Raw genomic sequence first — 17,066 nt, 5'->3', positions numbered from 1 at the left:
CTTTGCGACCGAAAATTTTAAGAATGAAAAAGTTTTACGTTTTATTGATGATGTTGGCGGGTGTAACAACCCTGGTAAATGCTCAGAACGACCCCAATGCAAAAAAAATACTGGACAACGTTAGCACCAAGCTGAAAACATATAAAGGAGTAACAGCCAACTTTACTTATACTACTACTGATAAAAAGAATGTAAAGAGAGGTTCTGTTGCCGGCGCCATCAGCATTAAAGGTGATCAGTATTATATTAAGCAGGGCAGCACCGAAATCTTCTGCAACGGTAAACAAACCTGGAACTTCAATGGCGACAGCGAAGTGACCGTAGCACCTGTAGATAATGATGCTAAAACCTTATCTCCTCAGAAATTCCTGAGCGATTTCTACGACAAAGATTTCTCTTATAAATTAATTTCCTCTGCTGGCCAGTTTCACCAGATTCAGTTGCAGCCTAACGACAAACGCAAGAACTTTAAGCAAGTGACTGTGTTTATCGACAAAGCTAAAAACATGGTTACAAAAGCGCAGGTGATTGATAAAAGTGACAACACTGTTGAGTTTAAGTTATCTAACGTAAACACCAGTGCAGCACTGGCCGACAGCAAGTTTGTTTTCGATGCCAAACAGCACCCGGGCGTAGAAGTTATTAATAACTAGTAGCAAAAAAGTCATTTAAAAAAGTCGTCCTTACAGGGGCGACTTTTTTATTGCCGCAATTTGACGAAGCCAGTAAATTGGTGCAATTTTACGGTGGCATGAAAAAGATAATCATTACCATCGACGGTTTCTCTTCCTGTGGCAAAAGCACATTGGCCAAGCAAATGGCTAATGAGTTAAACTACGTGTTTGTTGACAGTGGAGCCATGTACAGAGCTATTACGCTTTACTTTTTGCGCAATCACATCAACTGGGAAAAAACAGAAGATGTAGTGGACGCACTAAAAGAAATTAACCTGGAGTTTCAATATAACGATCATTCAGGAAAGAGTGATATGGTGTTGAACGATGAGAATGTAGAAGTGCTGATACGTGATATGCTGGTGAGTGAACACGTGAGCGAAGTTGCCGCTATTAAAGAGGTACGTGAGTTCGCTGTAGACCAGCAACAGAGAATGGGGAAAAGAAAAGGGCTGGTGATGGATGGCCGTGATATAGGCACCACGGTGTTTCCGCGCGCGGAGTTAAAGATATTTGTTACAGCTGACCCCGCCGTAAGAGTGGAGCGTCGCTTTAAAGAGATGTACGAGAAAAACCCTTCTATCACTATTGAAGAAGTAAAGAATAACCTGGAAATGCGCGATTACATTGATAGTAACCGCGAATTCAGCCCACTGCGCCAGGCTGATGACGCCATTGTGTTAGACAATAGCAATCTTACCCGCGATGAGCAGCTGGAACTGGCTTTGGAATGGGCGCAGTCGAAAATTTCCTGTAGCTAAATAATTATGTGAAAGAAGCAGCAAGGCTTTCTACTGTTTGTTCTGCACTATACAATCCTGCCAGTTTTCTGATTACCTGCTCTACTAATGCATCGGGGCAACTGGCTCCACTGGTGATCAGAATACGCGCAGGATTTCCTTTTGGTAAGAAATCAGTGACTACGGTTTCTTCTTTTGTTTTCCAGTTGCATTGAATAATCTCATACTGGCTAATGATTTTGTCAGCACTATCAATGAAATAAGTGGGGAGTTTTTGCTCGCATAGTTCTACCAGGTGCGAGGTGTTAGAAGAGTTGTAACCGCCAACCACTATAGCAATATCGGCTTCTGTGCTTAACATACCTGCTACCGCAGTCTGGTTATCGTTGGTAGCATAACATAATGTATCACGTGTATCGGCAAAACGTTCACCAATAGTGGTATCATTCAGGTTGTAATGTTGTGTCATCACCTTTTTCAGGTAATCGGCAATGCTTTGCGTGTCGGTAGCCAGTTGAGTGGTTTGGTTTACCACACCAATCTTTTGCAGATCCTGTTCTACGTTAAATCCTTCACTGTACCTGCCTTTGAATGCTGTATAAAAGGCATCGGCCGGTTTTTCACCGGTTATGTATTTAGCCAGTTCAATGGTTTCCTCCATATCATTTACCACTATGGTAGGGGTGTGGTAAGAAGCATGGGAGAAAGTGGCTCTTGTTTCTTCGTGTTTAGGCTTGCCGTGTACTACAATGCTATAGCCTTTCTGGGCAATTTGCTCGCTGCGGTTCCATACCTTTTCAACAAACGGGCAGGTGGTATCGTATTTAGTAGCCGGAATGCCTTTCGATTCCAGTAAAGATTCAATTTCCAATGTAGTGCCAAATGCAGGGATAATTACCACATCTTCCGGTGTGATATCCGAAAAGGGAATCAGCTGTTTGCCATAGGTATCCTGTAAAAACTCCACCCCTTTGGCTTTCAAATCAGCATTCACCTGTGGGTTATGAATCATTTCACTTAACAGGAAAATGCGTTTGCCCTGGTTTTCGTCAATGGTTTTAAAAGCAATGTCAATAGCGTTTTCTACACCGTAACAAAAGCCGAAATGACGGGCCAGGTAAATATGCACCGGGCCAAAGTCGAGCAGGGTAGGCGTAAAATCTTTCTTCATTTTATCCTTCTGCCTGCGGTTTTGTTTAATAGCACTGATTAAATCGCTACGGTATATATTCGGAACATTGAATTGCTTCATAACACAAAGATAAACAAACTCATTTTTTATTGGTGCACCAGTAGACTGCGCCATCGGCAGTGGTAAACACGGGCTGCATTTGTTTGCGGGCCTTTATATATTCCTGGCTTACCAGGTCGGTATCGTTTACATTTTCAAACCAGATAAGGTAATGAGCGCCGGTGCTGTCGAAGGTTTCCACATCTTCTTTGTCCACTACATGGGGCAGCGATTCCGATGCAATACCGGTGTTGAAATAAGCGGCTTCATGTGCGTTGGAATAAACAGGTTGTCCGGGCGTAAAGCTATTGCGGTGCTGTTGCAGGTATTGTACAATGGGGGAGGTTTTCCAGCCATCATCCGTATAGCCGGGTATTCCCCAGTTATTGTATTCGCGGTACATAGCATAGCTTTCCATGGCCTGGCTGCAAATAAATATCAGGAACAGGGAAGAGAGTAATACGATGGTAAATGTTTTACGCACAAACATCAACTTAAAGCTTAAACGGCCTGTTAAGTATACCACTACCAGCAGCCAGGGGGCGTAGGCAGGTGAAAGCAGGCGGTTGTTGATAGGTTCGTAGCGCGAAATAGAGGCGGATAGTACAATAAACAGGATGTAAACCGTACCAAACACCATGGCAATGTTCTGGTAACTATCGTGGTTGTAATTGGTGCGTATACGCCATACCAGCACAAAAATGGTGAGTACCAGTGAAGCAAACGCCAGGAAGGTGGCAGGTGTTTCGTGGCCTTTTAAAAAAGGTAGCCAGTAACACAGCACCTCGCCATACAAATGCATATTGGCCCAGAACGAGGTAAGGCTTTTTTCGCGGTTACCGGTTAGTGTGCCGGTAATAAGCGCATTGCGTACCAGGTTGGCTATTAAAAAGCTGGTGCTAACCAGCCCGAAGATGATACTGTGGGGAAGTTTCTTTTTCATCCGGTACACCGGGTGAAAAAATATCAATAAGCAGCCGGTGCCGATTAAAGTAACCCCGGCATAACGGGTAATACAGCTAAGGCCGGCACAAATAGCCATACATAATAAAGGAAACAAGGCCGGACGCTTAAAATACCAGGCGGTTAACAGGAAAAATACAAACGTAAGTACTATAAACAGCGTTTCGCTCCATAACATGGTGTAAATATCCAGTAAAGCCGGGCTGATGAGCAGGCCGCAAAATAGCGCCCATTTTACCATGCGGGAGCGCATGATCTGCTTCATAATGTGACCGCACATGTAAATAAGCAGGCCAAACAGAATACCGTTGATAACGCCACCGGAAACCACGGGGTCAAGGTGCGAAAGGAACATCGTAAAAGACAGGAAAATGGGGTAGAACACCGGAAAATCAACCAGGGGCATATGGTTATAGGCCTCCAGCACGTGGTGGTAGTAAATGTTGCGCGCTACACTGGTGTAAACTACAGAATCCGGAGAAACCCCAATACTGCTGTGGTGTGTAAACAGGTAAACAACAAAAAAGCCGATAATAGCGGCAATAAAAGAATCCAGATCAATTTTCTTCATAAAGAGAATGGGGCTACATCCGGCGAATATAGCCCCATTCTTTAAAAACTTAATAAGCTGCTGTAAAACGCTGCTTAATAAATTGTTTTTTTTCAACTTCGTCTAATATTACTACTGCCAGGTCCTGTACAGATAAAACACTGCGGCCACTTTCGGCAAAAACGGGGCTTTCGGTACCTAAGCGGTACTGGCCGGTACGACCGTTGCTAATGCCCGGGTGCATTTCAATAGCAGGGCTAAAAAAGGTCCAGTCCAGCACTTTATTCTCTTTAATAATGTTCAGGTAGTCGCGGGCTGCGGTGGCACCAGCTTTGTACTCAGCAGGAAACTGCGGAGAATCTACCAGCTGATGACCATCAATGAACAGGCTGCCTGCACCACCAATGGTAATCAATCTTTTAACTCCTGATTTCTCTACTGCTGCTTCAATATCCTTGCTGCCGGCTAAAAAATCGTCGTAAATATTGGGGTTGTCCCAACCCGGATTAAACGCACTCACCACCACATCAGCACCGCTTACCAGTTTAGCCAGTTCGGCTACATTCTTAATATTGCCCTGCACCACCGTCAGTTTATCGTTAGGCTGGGTTAATTTAGCCGGGTCACGTACAATAGCGGTTACTTCATGTCCACGTTGTAAAGCTTCTTCCAGTAAATGTGCGCCTACAAAACCTGTAGCGCCAATCAATGCTATTTTCATAATTGTTGATTTTTTATGTGTAAACCTATAAGCGGAATGCAAAAAATATTCCTGGCCAGTAAACAGATTTTGTTCTTCGCGGTGATTTACTTTTTATTATTGTAATAAATATTGTTACAGTTTTTGTGCTTAAAAAAGGAAAATTTCTTTTCCCGGTTAACTGCCTAATCAAACTTTTTGCAAAAATCTGCCAGGCTTACCTGTTGTAACTTTTCCAGCAAGGCCTGGTCAACCTCTTCGTATAATCCGTTCAAATGATCGTTAATCTGGCGGCCCACCGGGCATTCGGGGTTAGGTGTGTTTTTAGCAACACCTAAAACAGGACTTTGTTTAACAGCCATATATACTTCTGACAGTAAAATGCTGTTAGCCGGTTTTGCGAGTTGTGCACCCCCATTTTTTCCTTCTTTGCTGTTCACCAGCCCATGTTCGCGCAAATTGCTCAGTTCTTTCCTCACCAGCACCGGATTAATATTAATGCTACCTGCCAGCCATTCCGAAGAAACGAGTTCTTCTTTCATGGTTGCCAGAAGGGTTAATATGTGTACTGATATGGAGAATCTGCCGTTGTTCATTCTGTAATGAAAAATATTACAGTACAAAAGTACGGCACGGGAACATACAATGCTACGTTTTTAAAATATTTTTTGAATTTGTTAACCCTATTTTTGCGCCATGCATTATGTTTCAGCCGAAGGCTTAACCAAGAGTTTTGGTATTACTCCGTTGTTCAGCAACATTACATTTCACATTAACGAAGGGGATAAAATAGGGTTAATTGCACGCAATGGTGTGGGAAAAAGTACCATGCTGCGTATTTTAACCGGGAAGGAAACGGCCGATAAGGGCAAGTTGTGGATTAATAAAGATGTAACTGTTGCTTTATTTGAGCAGGAGCCTGGTTTTAAAGAAGATAAGAACGTACTGGAAAATATATTCGATGCCGGTAACCCGGTAATGAACGTGATTCGCCAATACGAAGCTGCTACCGAAAGCGGCGATGCGGATGCTTTGGGCGAGGTGTTTGTTAAAATGGACGAGCTGGGCGCCTGGGATTTTGAAGCCAAGGTGCAGCAGATATTGGCCAAGTTGAACATTACCTACCTGCAAAGCAAAGTGGGCGATTTAAGCGGTGGACAACGTAAAAGGGTGGCATTGGCCAAAACCCTGATTGATATAGGCTTTGACCACAAGCACACCCTGTTGTTGATGGATGAACCTACCAACCACCTGGATGTGGAAATGATTGAGTGGCTGGAGCATTACCTGAACGGCGAAAACGTAACCTTATTATTAGTAACGCACGACCGTTATTTTCTCGATGCGGTGTGTGATGAAATATGGGAGCTGGAGCGCGAGAACATGTACACCTACAAAGGTGATTACGAAAACTACATGGAGAAGAAGGCAGCCCGCCTGGAAAGTGAGAATGCCAGTATTGACAAAGCTAAAAATACGTACAGGAAGGAACTGGAATGGATGCGTAAGCAGCCTAAAGCCCGTACTACCAAAAGTAAAAGCAGGCAGGATAATTTTTATGAAGTAGAAAGCAAAGCCAAACAAAAAATTGAAGATGCCCAGGTGCAGCTGCAAATGAAAATGAGCAGGCTGGGGGGGAAAATTATTGAAGCCAAAAAGGTGTACAAAAGTTATGGCGAGAAACCTATTCTCAAAGGCTTTGATTACACATTCAGCAAAGGGGAGCGCATTGGTGTTATTGGTAAAAACGGGGTTGGTAAATCTACCTTTCTGAATATATTACAAGGTCTTGAACCGGCAGACAGTGGTAAAATCAATGTAGGTGATACTATTGTGTTTGGTAACTTTTCGCAGCAGGGCCTGGTGATAAAGGATAACCTGCGTGTGATTGAGTATGTAAAAACTTTTGCGGAGAGCTTTCCACTGGCCAAAGGCGGATCGTTAAGTGCTGCGCAGTTTTTAGAATTGTTCCTTTTTCCACCCGAAAAGCAATATACCTATCTCACTGCTTTGAGTGGTGGGGAAAAAAAGCGACTGCAACTGTTAACCATCTTATTCAGAAACCCCAACTTTCTGATATTGGATGAACCTACCAACGACCTGGATTTGCCTACCCTGGCAGTACTGGAAAGTTTCTTAACTGATTTTCAAGGATGTGTGATGATAGTATCGCACGACCGTTATTTTATGGACAGACTGGTAGATCACCTGTTTGTGTTTGAGGGAGATGGTGAGGTGCGTGATTTCCCGGGTAACTATACCCAGTATCGTTTGTGGCAGAAAGAGCAGGAGAAAAAGGGCTTAAGTACCTTACTGGCTGCGCCGGCTAAAGCTGCTGAACCTGTAGTGTCTGCTGCACAGCCGGAAACTGTTGCTAAAAAGAAACCTTCGTTTAAAGAGAAGCGGGAATTTGATGAATTGCAGGCAGATATAGCGAAGCTGGAAGCAGAAAGAGAAAAAATAGGAGAGCAAATGAGTGAAGCTGGCCTTGCTTTTGAACAGATGAGCAAACTCAGCGCACGTGCTTCTGAAATAACCACTTTATTAGAAGAAAAAGAAATGCGCTGGTTGGAATTAAGTGAGTTAATATAATGTAACTTAACAACCATCATGACAGCCCAACAACAATATGAAGAACGTCACTTTGTAGATAGTACGCGTACGGTATGGAACTACTCGTTGTTTACGGATGAAGACATCCGCAATTTTCAGCAGGGTACACACTATACTTTGTATAAAGTGTTTGGCAACAAACAGTTGACTGTACTAAATGTACCCGGAACCTATTTTGCAGTGTGGGCGCCCAATGCCACAAGGGTTACGGTAATGGGCAATTTCAATCATTGGAATAAAGAAGAACATCCGCTGTTTGTGCGGCTGGATAATTCGGGTATATGGGAAGGGTTTATCCCGCATATAACAGCAGGCGAATCCTATAAATATCATATTCACGGTTATGAGGGTGTGCAGATAGATAAAGGTGATCCCTTTGCACATTTCTGGGAAAAGCGTCCGTTAACAGCTTCTATAGCCTGGGGACTGGATTATGAGTGGGAAGATAATGAGTGGATGCAAAACCGTAAAAAGAACAATGCTTTAGATGCGCCCTGGTCGGTATATGAAATGCACCTGGCCAGCTGGATGCGTCCGGATAAACACAATGAAGAAAGCTATAACAGCTACGCACAAATAACCGAACGGTTGGTGCCTTACCTGAAAGAAATGGGCTTTACGCATGTGGAGCTAATGCCGGTAATGGAACATCCTTTCGACGGAAGCTGGGGCTACCAGGGTACCGGGTTTTATGCCGCCACTTCACGCTTTGGCAACCCGCAGGATTTTATGGCCATGGTAGACGCCCTGCATCAGGCAGGCATTGGCGTAATTCTCGATTGGGTGCCTTCGCATTTTCCATATGATAGTCATGGACTGTTTAAGTTTGATGGTACCCATACCTACGAGTATGCCGATATGCGCAAGGGGTATCATCCAGACTGGAACTCTTATATATTCAACTATGCACGGGGTGAAGTAAAAAGCTTTTTAATCAGCAACGCCCGTTTCTGGTGCGAACATTTTCATGCAGATGGCTTGCGGGTAGATGCGGTGTCGTCTATGCTGCGTCTCGATTACAGTCGTAAGGAAGGAGAGTGGGAGCCGAATGTGTATGGTGGCAATGGCAATATAGAAGCCATTCATTTTATTAAAAATCTCAACGAAACATTATACCGCGATTTCCCGGATGTGCAAACCATTGCGGAAGAAGCCAGCGATTGGCCGGGCATTAGCAAGCCTACTTTTATGGATGGCCTGGGCTTTGGCATGAAGTGGATGATGGGCTGGATGCACGATACCCTGAACTACTTTAAAACCGACCCTTACGGCCGGCAGTTTAAACAGGATCAGTTATCGTTTAGCATGATGTATTTCTTTGACGAAAACTTTATGCTGCCCCTGAGCCACGATGAAGTGGTGCATGGTAAAAGTCCTATGCTGTACAAAATGCCGGGAGATGACTGGCAGAAATTCGCCAACCTGCGGTTGTTATATACCTATATGTTTACCCATCCTGGCGCCAAGCTGTTGTTTATGGGCAACGAGTTTGGAGCTACCAGCGAATGGAACTACAAGTCGGAACTGCAATGGGAATTACTACAACACCCAAGCCACTCAGGCCTGAAATATTGCATTCAAAAGCTGAATGAGCTATATCGCAATACACCTGCTTTATATACGAAGCAGTTTGAAGAGGGCGGTTTTGAATGGGTAGATCTTAATCACCGTGCAGAATCGGTTGTTGTATATAAACGCAAAGGCAACAAGGCCGATGAAGATGTGCTGGTGCTGTTGAATATGACGCCTGTAGTGAGACAAGACTGGCAGGTGTATGTGAAAGGTAAGAAGCACCAATGGAAAGAGATATTCAATAGCAACGAAATCTCCTTCTGGGGTACGGGGGATGTATATAACCCGCAAGTAAAGTCTGAACTGGTAGATGAAGCTACGGATACGTACCGCTTAACGGTACATTTGCCTGCGTTAGGCGGGGTAGTGCTTGCATAATCGTTTATAAAATAATTGATATAAAGTAAAAGGCTGTACCTGGTAAAGGATACAGCCTTTGATATTTAAAGGAAAAGGGGGCACTATGGGTGCCAGCGTATCCAGGCCTTGGCATCCGGATAGCGTACCATATCATAAATATTTTTTTCTACATCTATTGGAACCAGGTACCATTCCCGGAAGCTGCTGTTGTTGGTAGTGCCCCCATAAAGCATGGTAGCGCCCGCCACTATAGCTGCATTGGTGCCGCTTATAGATTTGCGCATAAAACGGATACGTCCTGTATTGGCCGGGAAAGTGGTGGTAGAAAAACTATAAGTGCCTACCAGAGCATTATTAGCCAATACACAGGTGCCTTCTGAGCCGGTACCAAACACGCCTGCACCTGCATACCAGTAGGCCTGGTAGCTGGCAATAGCAGTGATTTTGCACGAATCGTCAATGCCGGTAGCATGATATGCTTTATCGGATGCCCATTTACCATTGAAATTAATATTCATCTGGTTGTACCATGCTTTGGGTGCTGCACTGTCCAGTTTTATTGCCGAAGTGGCAGGAGTAATGGCGGTGGCCTGGTTAATGCCCCCGATTGTTACATTGGCATTGGTGCCATCGTAGCTTACATTGTTGAAGCCGGTGATAGTAGTGCTGCCATTGGTAAATGCCTGCACTAAAGATGCGCTGCCATCCAGGTTATACAGGTAAGGTATTGCCTGTGTATGCAGGGTATCGTCAAACCATTTAAAAGTAAAAGTACGGCCTGCTTCGTCCAGTATTACTTCATAAGTGATACCATTTACGGTTAGCCTTTTCCAATAGGTAAGGATTTTGTTAATAGAAGCAAAATTACTTTTAGAACGTGCCCAGGCGCCCGCAAATGCAGAATCGTGCTGGGCTTTGGTGGCTTTGATTAACACTGCCGGACTTTTGTTAAAGATGCCCTTGAGATTTATGGTATCTCCCAGTTTATCAGCATCTATGTTGTCGGCAAATGCAAATTCAAAATCCGACCCCCATGCGTAACCACCACCTTCAGAAGCGTATACAGGACCGTTGGCATCGCCTGGATCGCTGGCTTTGGCTACATAACTGTAGTTATCAAACGAAAGGGTGGGACGTTGATATAAACGAATACTATAGGTAGATTGCTGAGGTGTTTTTACAGAGGTAGTGTCCCAGTCGGCCAGTTGAGTGCAGGCAGAGGAATCTGTAAAAAGCACATAATAAGAGAAGGGGGAGATGGAAAGGCCGAACTGGTCTTTTAAGCCGGCAGGCGTAACCTGTAAAACCCAGCCATCTGTGCCACTGAGTAATTTAGCCTTGTATTTTGCCAGTGCAGCAGACAGCCGCTGATCGGTAGGGATACCGTTGATATTGTCATCTTTCGATTTTTTACAACCGGATGCTATCGCCACCGTCAGTAGAAATAGCGTATATATGTTAATGAGTTTCTTCATACGTAACGTTTTAGAGTGAATGATGCTATTGCAGGAATCCTACAAATGCTGCCCTGGTTTTGGTTTGCAGCGCATAGAAATCAATGCCCCAGATAGTTTTAAAGTAATTAACCACTTTAGCTTCTTTGGCTTTTATCGCTAAGTAGCCTACACTGGTTGCAGCACCTGCATCTTTTAACATAGTGGCATAACCACCAGGGCCTTCTGTTAACAGTACTGCTATCATTTCTACAAAGTCTTCATCCGGACCAGCCATAGAGTAAGCGGTAATAAAGCCGAGCTTACGGGCGGCCGCATCAGTGGTGTTAAACCAGGTGGCAGTGTAACCGCCGGTAATGCTTTTGTAATCGGCAGGGTACATTACATTCTGATGAAGAATGTGAGCAAACTCGTGGTGTATGGTATGTACGCCCTGCTTTACAATGGCAGAATCTTTTTTCAGTCTGCTAAAAAAGTTTAGACCGAATAAAGAAATTTTACTGCCACCTTCTGCTTGGCCTAATGTAATGGTTCCGTTGTAATCGTACTGCCAGCTGCCTACCAGCACAAAGTTCTTAGGCGAGTACTTTGCTACAAAGGTTTTGCTACCGGTTTGGTCGGTGTAAGGTTGCCAGCAGATGTTGTTGATAGCAGACAGTTGCGGGATAATTTTGCTGGTGTCTGGCGGTATCAGTGTACGGTCAATGGCTACTTCCCAGGGTTCAAACTTATACTTTACAGATATGTTGTAAGGCACGGTAAGGCTATCGTAAATCCATTTGTCAATAGGATTGTTTACAATATCTACCGGATCGCCACCCAAGCCCGGAGGGGGAGTGGTTAAGTTCAATGGCTTTTCTTTTTTGCACGATACCATGGCTACAGTAGCAAAAAGAACGCTGAGTATGATTGAATTCAATGCTTTCATTTGTAATTGTTTTATCAGTTAACGTGGGTTTAAAGCCAGGCCTGCTTGCTGTACTTCCTGTGGTAGCTGCAATAATCTTCTTTTATCATCCGGTACCAGCACTGTAGTAAAGCCATCATTGGTTTTATGGGTAACAGGAATATTCAGGCGTTTAATATCAAACCAGCGTAAGCCTTCAAACAAGTAAGAAGCACGTTTAAAATACAGGCAGGTGTTCAACATAAGATTGAGCGAATCGGTAACAGGTACAGCTGCACTGCCATCGGCCGGAACTAAGTTGCATTGTGCATTAGCCATATTAGCAGCCGTTAACCGGTTGGTAGTGGCGCTGTAGCTTATTACATTTTTACTGGTCCAGGTTTGTAAATCGTTTAATGCCGGTACCAGCTGGCCCAGCCTGGTTAAAGCTTCTGCCCTGTTAAGCAATACTTCTTCCATGCTTAACAGCGGAATTACATTGTAGTAAGTACCTACAGAAGAGTTAAGTCCATTGGGTATAAAGTTGTCCCAGAACTTAGGCTGATTATATACCTGCGGATCAGAACCATACATCCAGTAACCTACGCTTAAAGGCGAAGAGGTAGAAGTGTTGGCTGGCGTGGGTAGTGTTCCGCTGAATAAGGCATATACAGTAATGCCCAGTCCAAAACGGTAGGCAGGGAATTTGGTGCCCCAGTTGCTTTCGGTTTCCTGCAACAGTAAGTTGGAAGGTTCGGATGCCTGGGTATACAATGCCTGCAACCCGTAATAGCCTAATGTGCTGGCGCTGTAGCCGGGAGGTATTGTAGTGGTGGAAGTGCCGTTCCAGTTACGCAGCATGTTTGCTACGGTAGTGTTTACGGTATTGGCTGTAATGGTAACAGGACCCAGTATGGCTGTAGTATAATCCACCACCTTTGCGTAATCCCGTTTAAACAGATAAAACCGTGCAGCAAAAGCATTGGCCGCTACCTGTGTAAAATGAAACTTAGGAGCATCGCCATATATTTTGTCTTGCAGCAATGGTATGCCAGCCACCAGGTCCCGTTCAATCATATCATAATCTTTCTGGACAGTGCCACGGCTATAATTGACCCATACATTTTTTTCTACTGTAGTAACATAGGGTACACCAGGATCGCCGGAGGCAGTGGAAGGATCGTAGTTTTTAGCAAACAGTAGCGTAAGCATAAAGTGTGCATAAGCCCTGCATACCAGTGCTTCTCCTTTTTGTGCGCGGTAGCTGAGCGAATCGGGTCCATTACAATATTCCAGTGCCTGGTTAGCAGCAGCGATAGCTGTGTAGCAGGCATGGAAATAAAACTCCGGCGAATCGGTAAAAGTAGACTGTACGTCCTGGTACTTATACGGCTGCATGTTCTGCAGGTCGGAAGTGGGACTTTTTTTGTCTTCTGCATTATCCGTCATCGCTTCACAAAAAGTAATATAATTGGCACGCGGATAAGCGGTAGTGAGTAATTGTGTTACCTGTTCGGGGGTGGCAATCACGGTTCTGTTATCCGGTAGTTTATCTAAATACCGGTTACATCCCGTAGTTGCTGCAACCAGTAAACCCATAGTTATATAAAAGGATATTTTTTTCATTGATACATCATTTAACGTTAGAGTCCTACTTTTAAAGAAAATGTTACCTGCTTGTTGATAGGCATAGCCACACCACCTGAATTGAAAAACTCCGGGTCCTGACCGCGGAGGTCTTTATCGGAATAAATCAACCACAGGTTATTGCCTACTGCTGACAGCGACATTGTTTTTAAGCCCATGCGTGTTACCAATCTGGCGGGCAGTGCATACGACAGCGATATTGCTTTCATGCGTATAAAACCTCCGTCTACCACTCTTGCCGAAGAGTAGTTGTAATTATTATAAGGATAAGCACTGGCATTACTGAGGGCTGATGCCGTATACGGATCGGCAATAGAAGGCACGTTGGTAAGCAGGTCGTCGCCTGGTAATGACCATCTTCCTTTAAACTGGTTGCTCATAGCATCTAGGTCGCTGTATTTGGTTTTGAAAGCAGGCGTTAAACGTATTTTATTACCGGCCTGATAGGTAAGCAGCACGTTCAGCGAAAGTTGTTTGTAACGAAAGGTGTTGCTGAAACCGCCTGTTATAGTAGGATCTATAGAGCCTTCGTATTTCAGGTATTGGGTATTCTGGCTTTGTAAATACACGCCGTTGCTTACAGTACCGGAATCGTTAAAGAATAAAGGCGTACCGTTATAAGGATCTAAGCCGGCGTTTTTAATAGAAAACAGGCCGCGGGCCGCATAACCTTCTTTGGCGCCGCCTTCCGGCACTACCAGGTCAAAGATCATAGGGGTGTTTTTGGCGTTGGTAATGCGGGTGGTGTTATATCCGAAAATGAATGTACTGTTCCAGCTAACGGTTTTGCCGGTAAGTATTTTACCGCTGACAGAGAATTCAAAACCGTGCGATTTCATATCGGCGTAATTGGCTGCTTTAAAGGTTTCACCACCAATACCTGCTGTTTTTACCAGGGCTATCAGATCAAAGCTGCGCCTGTTATAAAAATCAAACACAACGCCCAGCCTTTCTTTAAACAATCCAATGTCTGTACCTATATTAAACTCATATTTCTTTTCCCAGGTAAGATCACTGTTTTGCAGGTTTTTGATGGCGATAGCAGTTTGCTGATCGCTGAGGTAATTACGTTTGGTAATTTCAGTGGTAAGAATAGCGGTAGTGTTAGTGGCCTCACCGATGTTGGCGTTAAGACCATAACTACTTTTCAGCATCAGGTGACTGATGGTGATTTTATTCCTGATGAAATCTTCCTGGTCCACATTCCATACGCCTGAAACAGTCCAGGTGGGCAGCCAGCGTGCTTGTGGCGAATTACCCAATCTGTTCGATCCGTCTTCCCGTACGGTACCAGCCACTGTATACCTGTTTTTGAAAGTGTATGTGGCATTGGCAAAGAAGGCAGCAAAGCGGTCGTAGCTATTGCTCATACCATAATACGACTGATTGCCTTCCAGCATCTTTTTCAGAAACTGATACTGGATATAAGGCACGCCACCATTTTGCCATTGGTAACCTACACCTACGTTGTTGCTGGTTTGCCTGTCGGCCGATTTAATTTCCTGTCCTGCCAGCGCTACCAGCTGGTGCTCTTTATTGGCGGTAGACATGTTATAGGTAATCATATTGCGGATAGTATAGTTTAGCAACTGACGTTCTGTTCTGTTGTAAAAACCACCATAAGGCAATACAGAAATAGGATATGCAGTAGGGTTATTAGGGTCTGTATATAAAAAACGGTTGGCCTGTTGAATAATAGAGTTAGGTATGGGTGACACGCCGGCACGATAGGCCTGGGCCTGGTTGGATGATTCCAGTACATTATGCTCTTCAGATGTTTTGGCATAGCGTACGGCGCCTACAAAATCATACTTAAAGTTCTTGCTGATTTTAACACTGAAATCGCCTTGCAGTTTGGCTTCGTACACCCCCAGCTTAATGTTGTTGGTACGTGTTTCATTAATGATATTAAAAGGAGCGTAGTCACGTGTGAAATAATCCAGGTTGCCCTTGTCGTCAAAGGCAGTTAACACCCGGCTGGTATTTAATGCGTAGCTGAACGGGTTAATATCAAAGTTACGGTCGTACGAGCCTTCTACCGGGTTGGCTACCCGGCTTTCTGTACCCGGTGCCGTTTGCTGGCGGGCAGAACCAGAGGCAATAAAGCCGAAGGTTATTCTGTCTGATGCCACATAAGTATTACGTGAGTTAAAGGTGTAACGCTTTACATTATCTGCCAGTGTCCAGCCATTGTCTTTATAAAAGCTGGCCGAGAAATAGCTCTGTGCTTTATCGGTACCGCTGGATACAGTTAAGGTGTGTTCCTGCGTTAACGAATTGCGAAAAAGAATATCAAACCAGTTAGTATTAGCATTGGCATACTTCATCAGAAAGGCTTGTCTTTGTGGCTGATAGTTAATGGCTTTAAAACCTGTGGTGGTATCGTAAGTAGCCATCCATTGTGCCAGCCTGCCAAATACACCGGTGTTGGCTGCATTTTTAAGCTCAGAATAATTCATGCTGCCTTTACGTTCCATTTCTGCATATACCGACATCTGGTCGGCAGAGTTCATGATATCGTAGTTAGCATAAGAGGGTTTCAGCTGCACGCCAAAGTTGCCTGTGTAGGCGATTGCGGGCTTACCTGCCTTACCACGTTTAGTGGTAATTACAATTACCCCATTCATGGCCCTTGCACCATATAAGGCAGCGGCAGCGGCATCTTTCAATATGTCAAAGGTTTCAATATCATTGGCGTTGAGGCCTGCCACTGCCGAACCTAGCATGGTGCTGGGGTCGCCGGTGGATAGCTGATCGTTAGAGATATTTACGATATCTTCCAGTACCACTCCATCCACTACCCATAGTGGTTTGTTATCACCGGTAATAGAAGTAGCGCCTCTTACACGCACTTTGGGCGCGGCTCCAAATGTTCCCGAAACGTTTTGTACAGATACGCCGGCAGCGCGGCCTTCCAGCATACGGCTTACATCTATAACTCCATCTATTTTTACATCTTCTGCTTTAATAGTTACGGCTGCACCGGTAAACTTTTTACGGTCAATTTTCTGAAAACCGGTTACTACTACATCGGTGAGATTGGCCTGATCTTCCAACAGCATTATTTCCAGGTAGGTTTTAGCAGGCGATAGCTTTATTTCCTGCTGCTTAAAGCCTGCCATAGAAAACTCCAGTGTGGCATCACTCTCTATTTCTGTAAGCACAAATTCGCCTTTTTCATTAGTAACGAGGGTGCGTTTGGTGCCTTTTACCACGATAGTAACGCCCTGTATAGGTGATTGCTTATCATTGGTTACCCGCCCTTTCACTGTTATGGGAGGCGCTACTGTGGTGCCTGCCTCCGGCTTTAAAAAAGAAGCGGCCCGGGTAATAACTACCACGTTGCTTTTAATAGTATAGGTAAGGCCCTGCGTTGCAAGACAGGTTTGCAACACTTCTGTTACCTCGGCATTTTTTACATTCACAGAAATGTTTTTTGTGCTTTCTGCAATAGCATTGTCAAATACAAACGCCAGTCCTGTTTGCGCTTTTACCTTTTCTACAAATTGCTTCAATGTCAGGGCATTGCCCGAAATGGTTACTTTTTGTGAAAAGGTTTCAGCATGTACCTGCAGGCAGGCTACAAAAAGAAGAATGGCTGTTAACCTCATAATGTTAAGCAGTTTAGTAAGCAACGGTTTGGGCAAACCATTGCCTGGTACGCGTAAAATCATAC

General features: G+C 44.4%; 12 protein-coding genes. 4 read left to right on the top strand and 8 right to left on the bottom strand.

All coding sequences use genetic code 11. From position 1 onward, the window contains the following. The first annotated feature begins 23 nt into the window (after nt 1-23). Nucleotides 24-653: a LolA family protein gene (locus tag FLA_RS18930; RefSeq protein WP_084206205.1), complete on the top strand. Its 630-nt coding sequence runs from the start codon at nt 24-26 to the stop codon at nt 651-653. Nucleotides 654-751: 98 nt separating this feature from the next. Then, nucleotides 752-1,435: a (d)CMP kinase gene (gene cmk, locus FLA_RS18925; RefSeq protein WP_076379343.1), complete on the top strand. Its 684-nt coding sequence runs from the start codon at nt 752-754 to the stop codon at nt 1,433-1,435. Between the two features lie 4 nt (nt 1,436-1,439). Here the strand turns inward: cmk and FLA_RS18920 are convergent, their stop codons facing one another. From FLA_RS18920 to FLA_RS18905, 4 genes are all read right to left on the bottom strand, one after another. Continuing rightward, nucleotides 1,440-2,666: a 4-hydroxy-3-methylbut-2-enyl diphosphate reductase gene (locus FLA_RS18920; protein ID WP_076378981.1), complete on the bottom strand. Its 1,227-nt coding sequence runs from the start codon at nt 2,664-2,666 to the stop codon at nt 1,440-1,442. A gap of 19 nt (nt 2,667-2,685) precedes the next feature. Further along, on the bottom strand, nt 2,686-4,179 hold the full coding sequence (locus tag FLA_RS18915) for a hypothetical protein (RefSeq protein WP_076378979.1): 1,494 nt from the start codon (nt 4,177-4,179) through the stop codon (nt 2,686-2,688). Between the two features lie 49 nt (nt 4,180-4,228). Beyond that, entirely contained in the window at nt 4,229-4,879 is a 651-nt protein-coding gene (locus tag FLA_RS18910; protein WP_076378977.1) for an NAD(P)-dependent oxidoreductase, read from the bottom strand. Between the two features lie 164 nt (nt 4,880-5,043). After that, the gene (locus FLA_RS18905) at nt 5,044-5,400 is read right to left on the bottom strand and encodes an Rrf2 family transcriptional regulator (RefSeq protein ID WP_231940283.1); all 357 of its coding nucleotides are present in this window, start codon (nt 5,398-5,400) and stop codon (nt 5,044-5,046) included. 154 nt (nt 5,401-5,554) lie between these two features. Between FLA_RS18905 and FLA_RS18900 the strand changes: the two genes are divergently transcribed. Beyond that, nucleotides 5,555-7,450: an ABC-F family ATP-binding cassette domain-containing protein gene (locus tag FLA_RS18900; RefSeq protein WP_076378973.1), complete on the top strand. Its 1,896-nt coding sequence runs from the start codon at nt 5,555-5,557 to the stop codon at nt 7,448-7,450. An 18-nt stretch (nt 7,451-7,468) separates the two neighbouring features. Then, the gene (glgB, locus tag FLA_RS18895; RefSeq protein ID WP_076378971.1) at nt 7,469-9,421 is read left to right on the top strand and encodes a 1,4-alpha-glucan branching protein GlgB; all 1,953 of its coding nucleotides are present in this window, start codon (nt 7,469-7,471) and stop codon (nt 9,419-9,421) included. Nucleotides 9,422-9,504: 83 nt separating this feature from the next. Here glgB and FLA_RS18890 read toward each other — a convergent pair whose 3' ends face one another. The 4 genes from FLA_RS18890 to FLA_RS18875 are packed head-to-tail and all read right to left on the bottom strand — an operon-like array spanning nt 9,505 to nt 17,064. Continuing rightward, on the bottom strand, nt 9,505-10,878 hold the full coding sequence (locus FLA_RS18890; RefSeq protein ID WP_076378969.1) for a DUF4302 domain-containing protein: 1,374 nt from the start codon (nt 10,876-10,878) through the stop codon (nt 9,505-9,507). Nucleotides 10,879-10,903: 25 nt separating this feature from the next. Then, nucleotides 10,904-11,785, bottom strand: coding sequence for a putative zinc-binding metallopeptidase (locus FLA_RS18885; RefSeq protein ID WP_076378967.1), 882 nt, complete (start codon nt 11,783-11,785; stop codon nt 10,904-10,906). Between the two features lie 18 nt (nt 11,786-11,803). Beyond that, the gene (locus FLA_RS18880) at nt 11,804-13,369 is read right to left on the bottom strand and encodes a RagB/SusD family nutrient uptake outer membrane protein (protein WP_076378965.1); all 1,566 of its coding nucleotides are present in this window, start codon (nt 13,367-13,369) and stop codon (nt 11,804-11,806) included. 17 nt (nt 13,370-13,386) lie between these two features. Then, on the bottom strand, nt 13,387-17,064 hold the full coding sequence (locus tag FLA_RS18875; RefSeq protein ID WP_076378963.1) for a SusC/RagA family TonB-linked outer membrane protein: 3,678 nt from the start codon (nt 17,062-17,064) through the stop codon (nt 13,387-13,389). Nucleotides 17,065-17,066: the final 2 nt, after the last annotated feature.

Origin of the sequence: Filimonas lacunae (assembly GCF_002355595.1) — a bacterium.
Lineage (GTDB): Bacteria > Bacteroidota > Bacteroidia > Chitinophagales > Chitinophagaceae > Filimonas > Filimonas lacunae.
The sequence above is the reverse complement of the archived record's forward strand: the minus strand, read 5'-3'. Positions and strand labels throughout refer to the sequence as shown.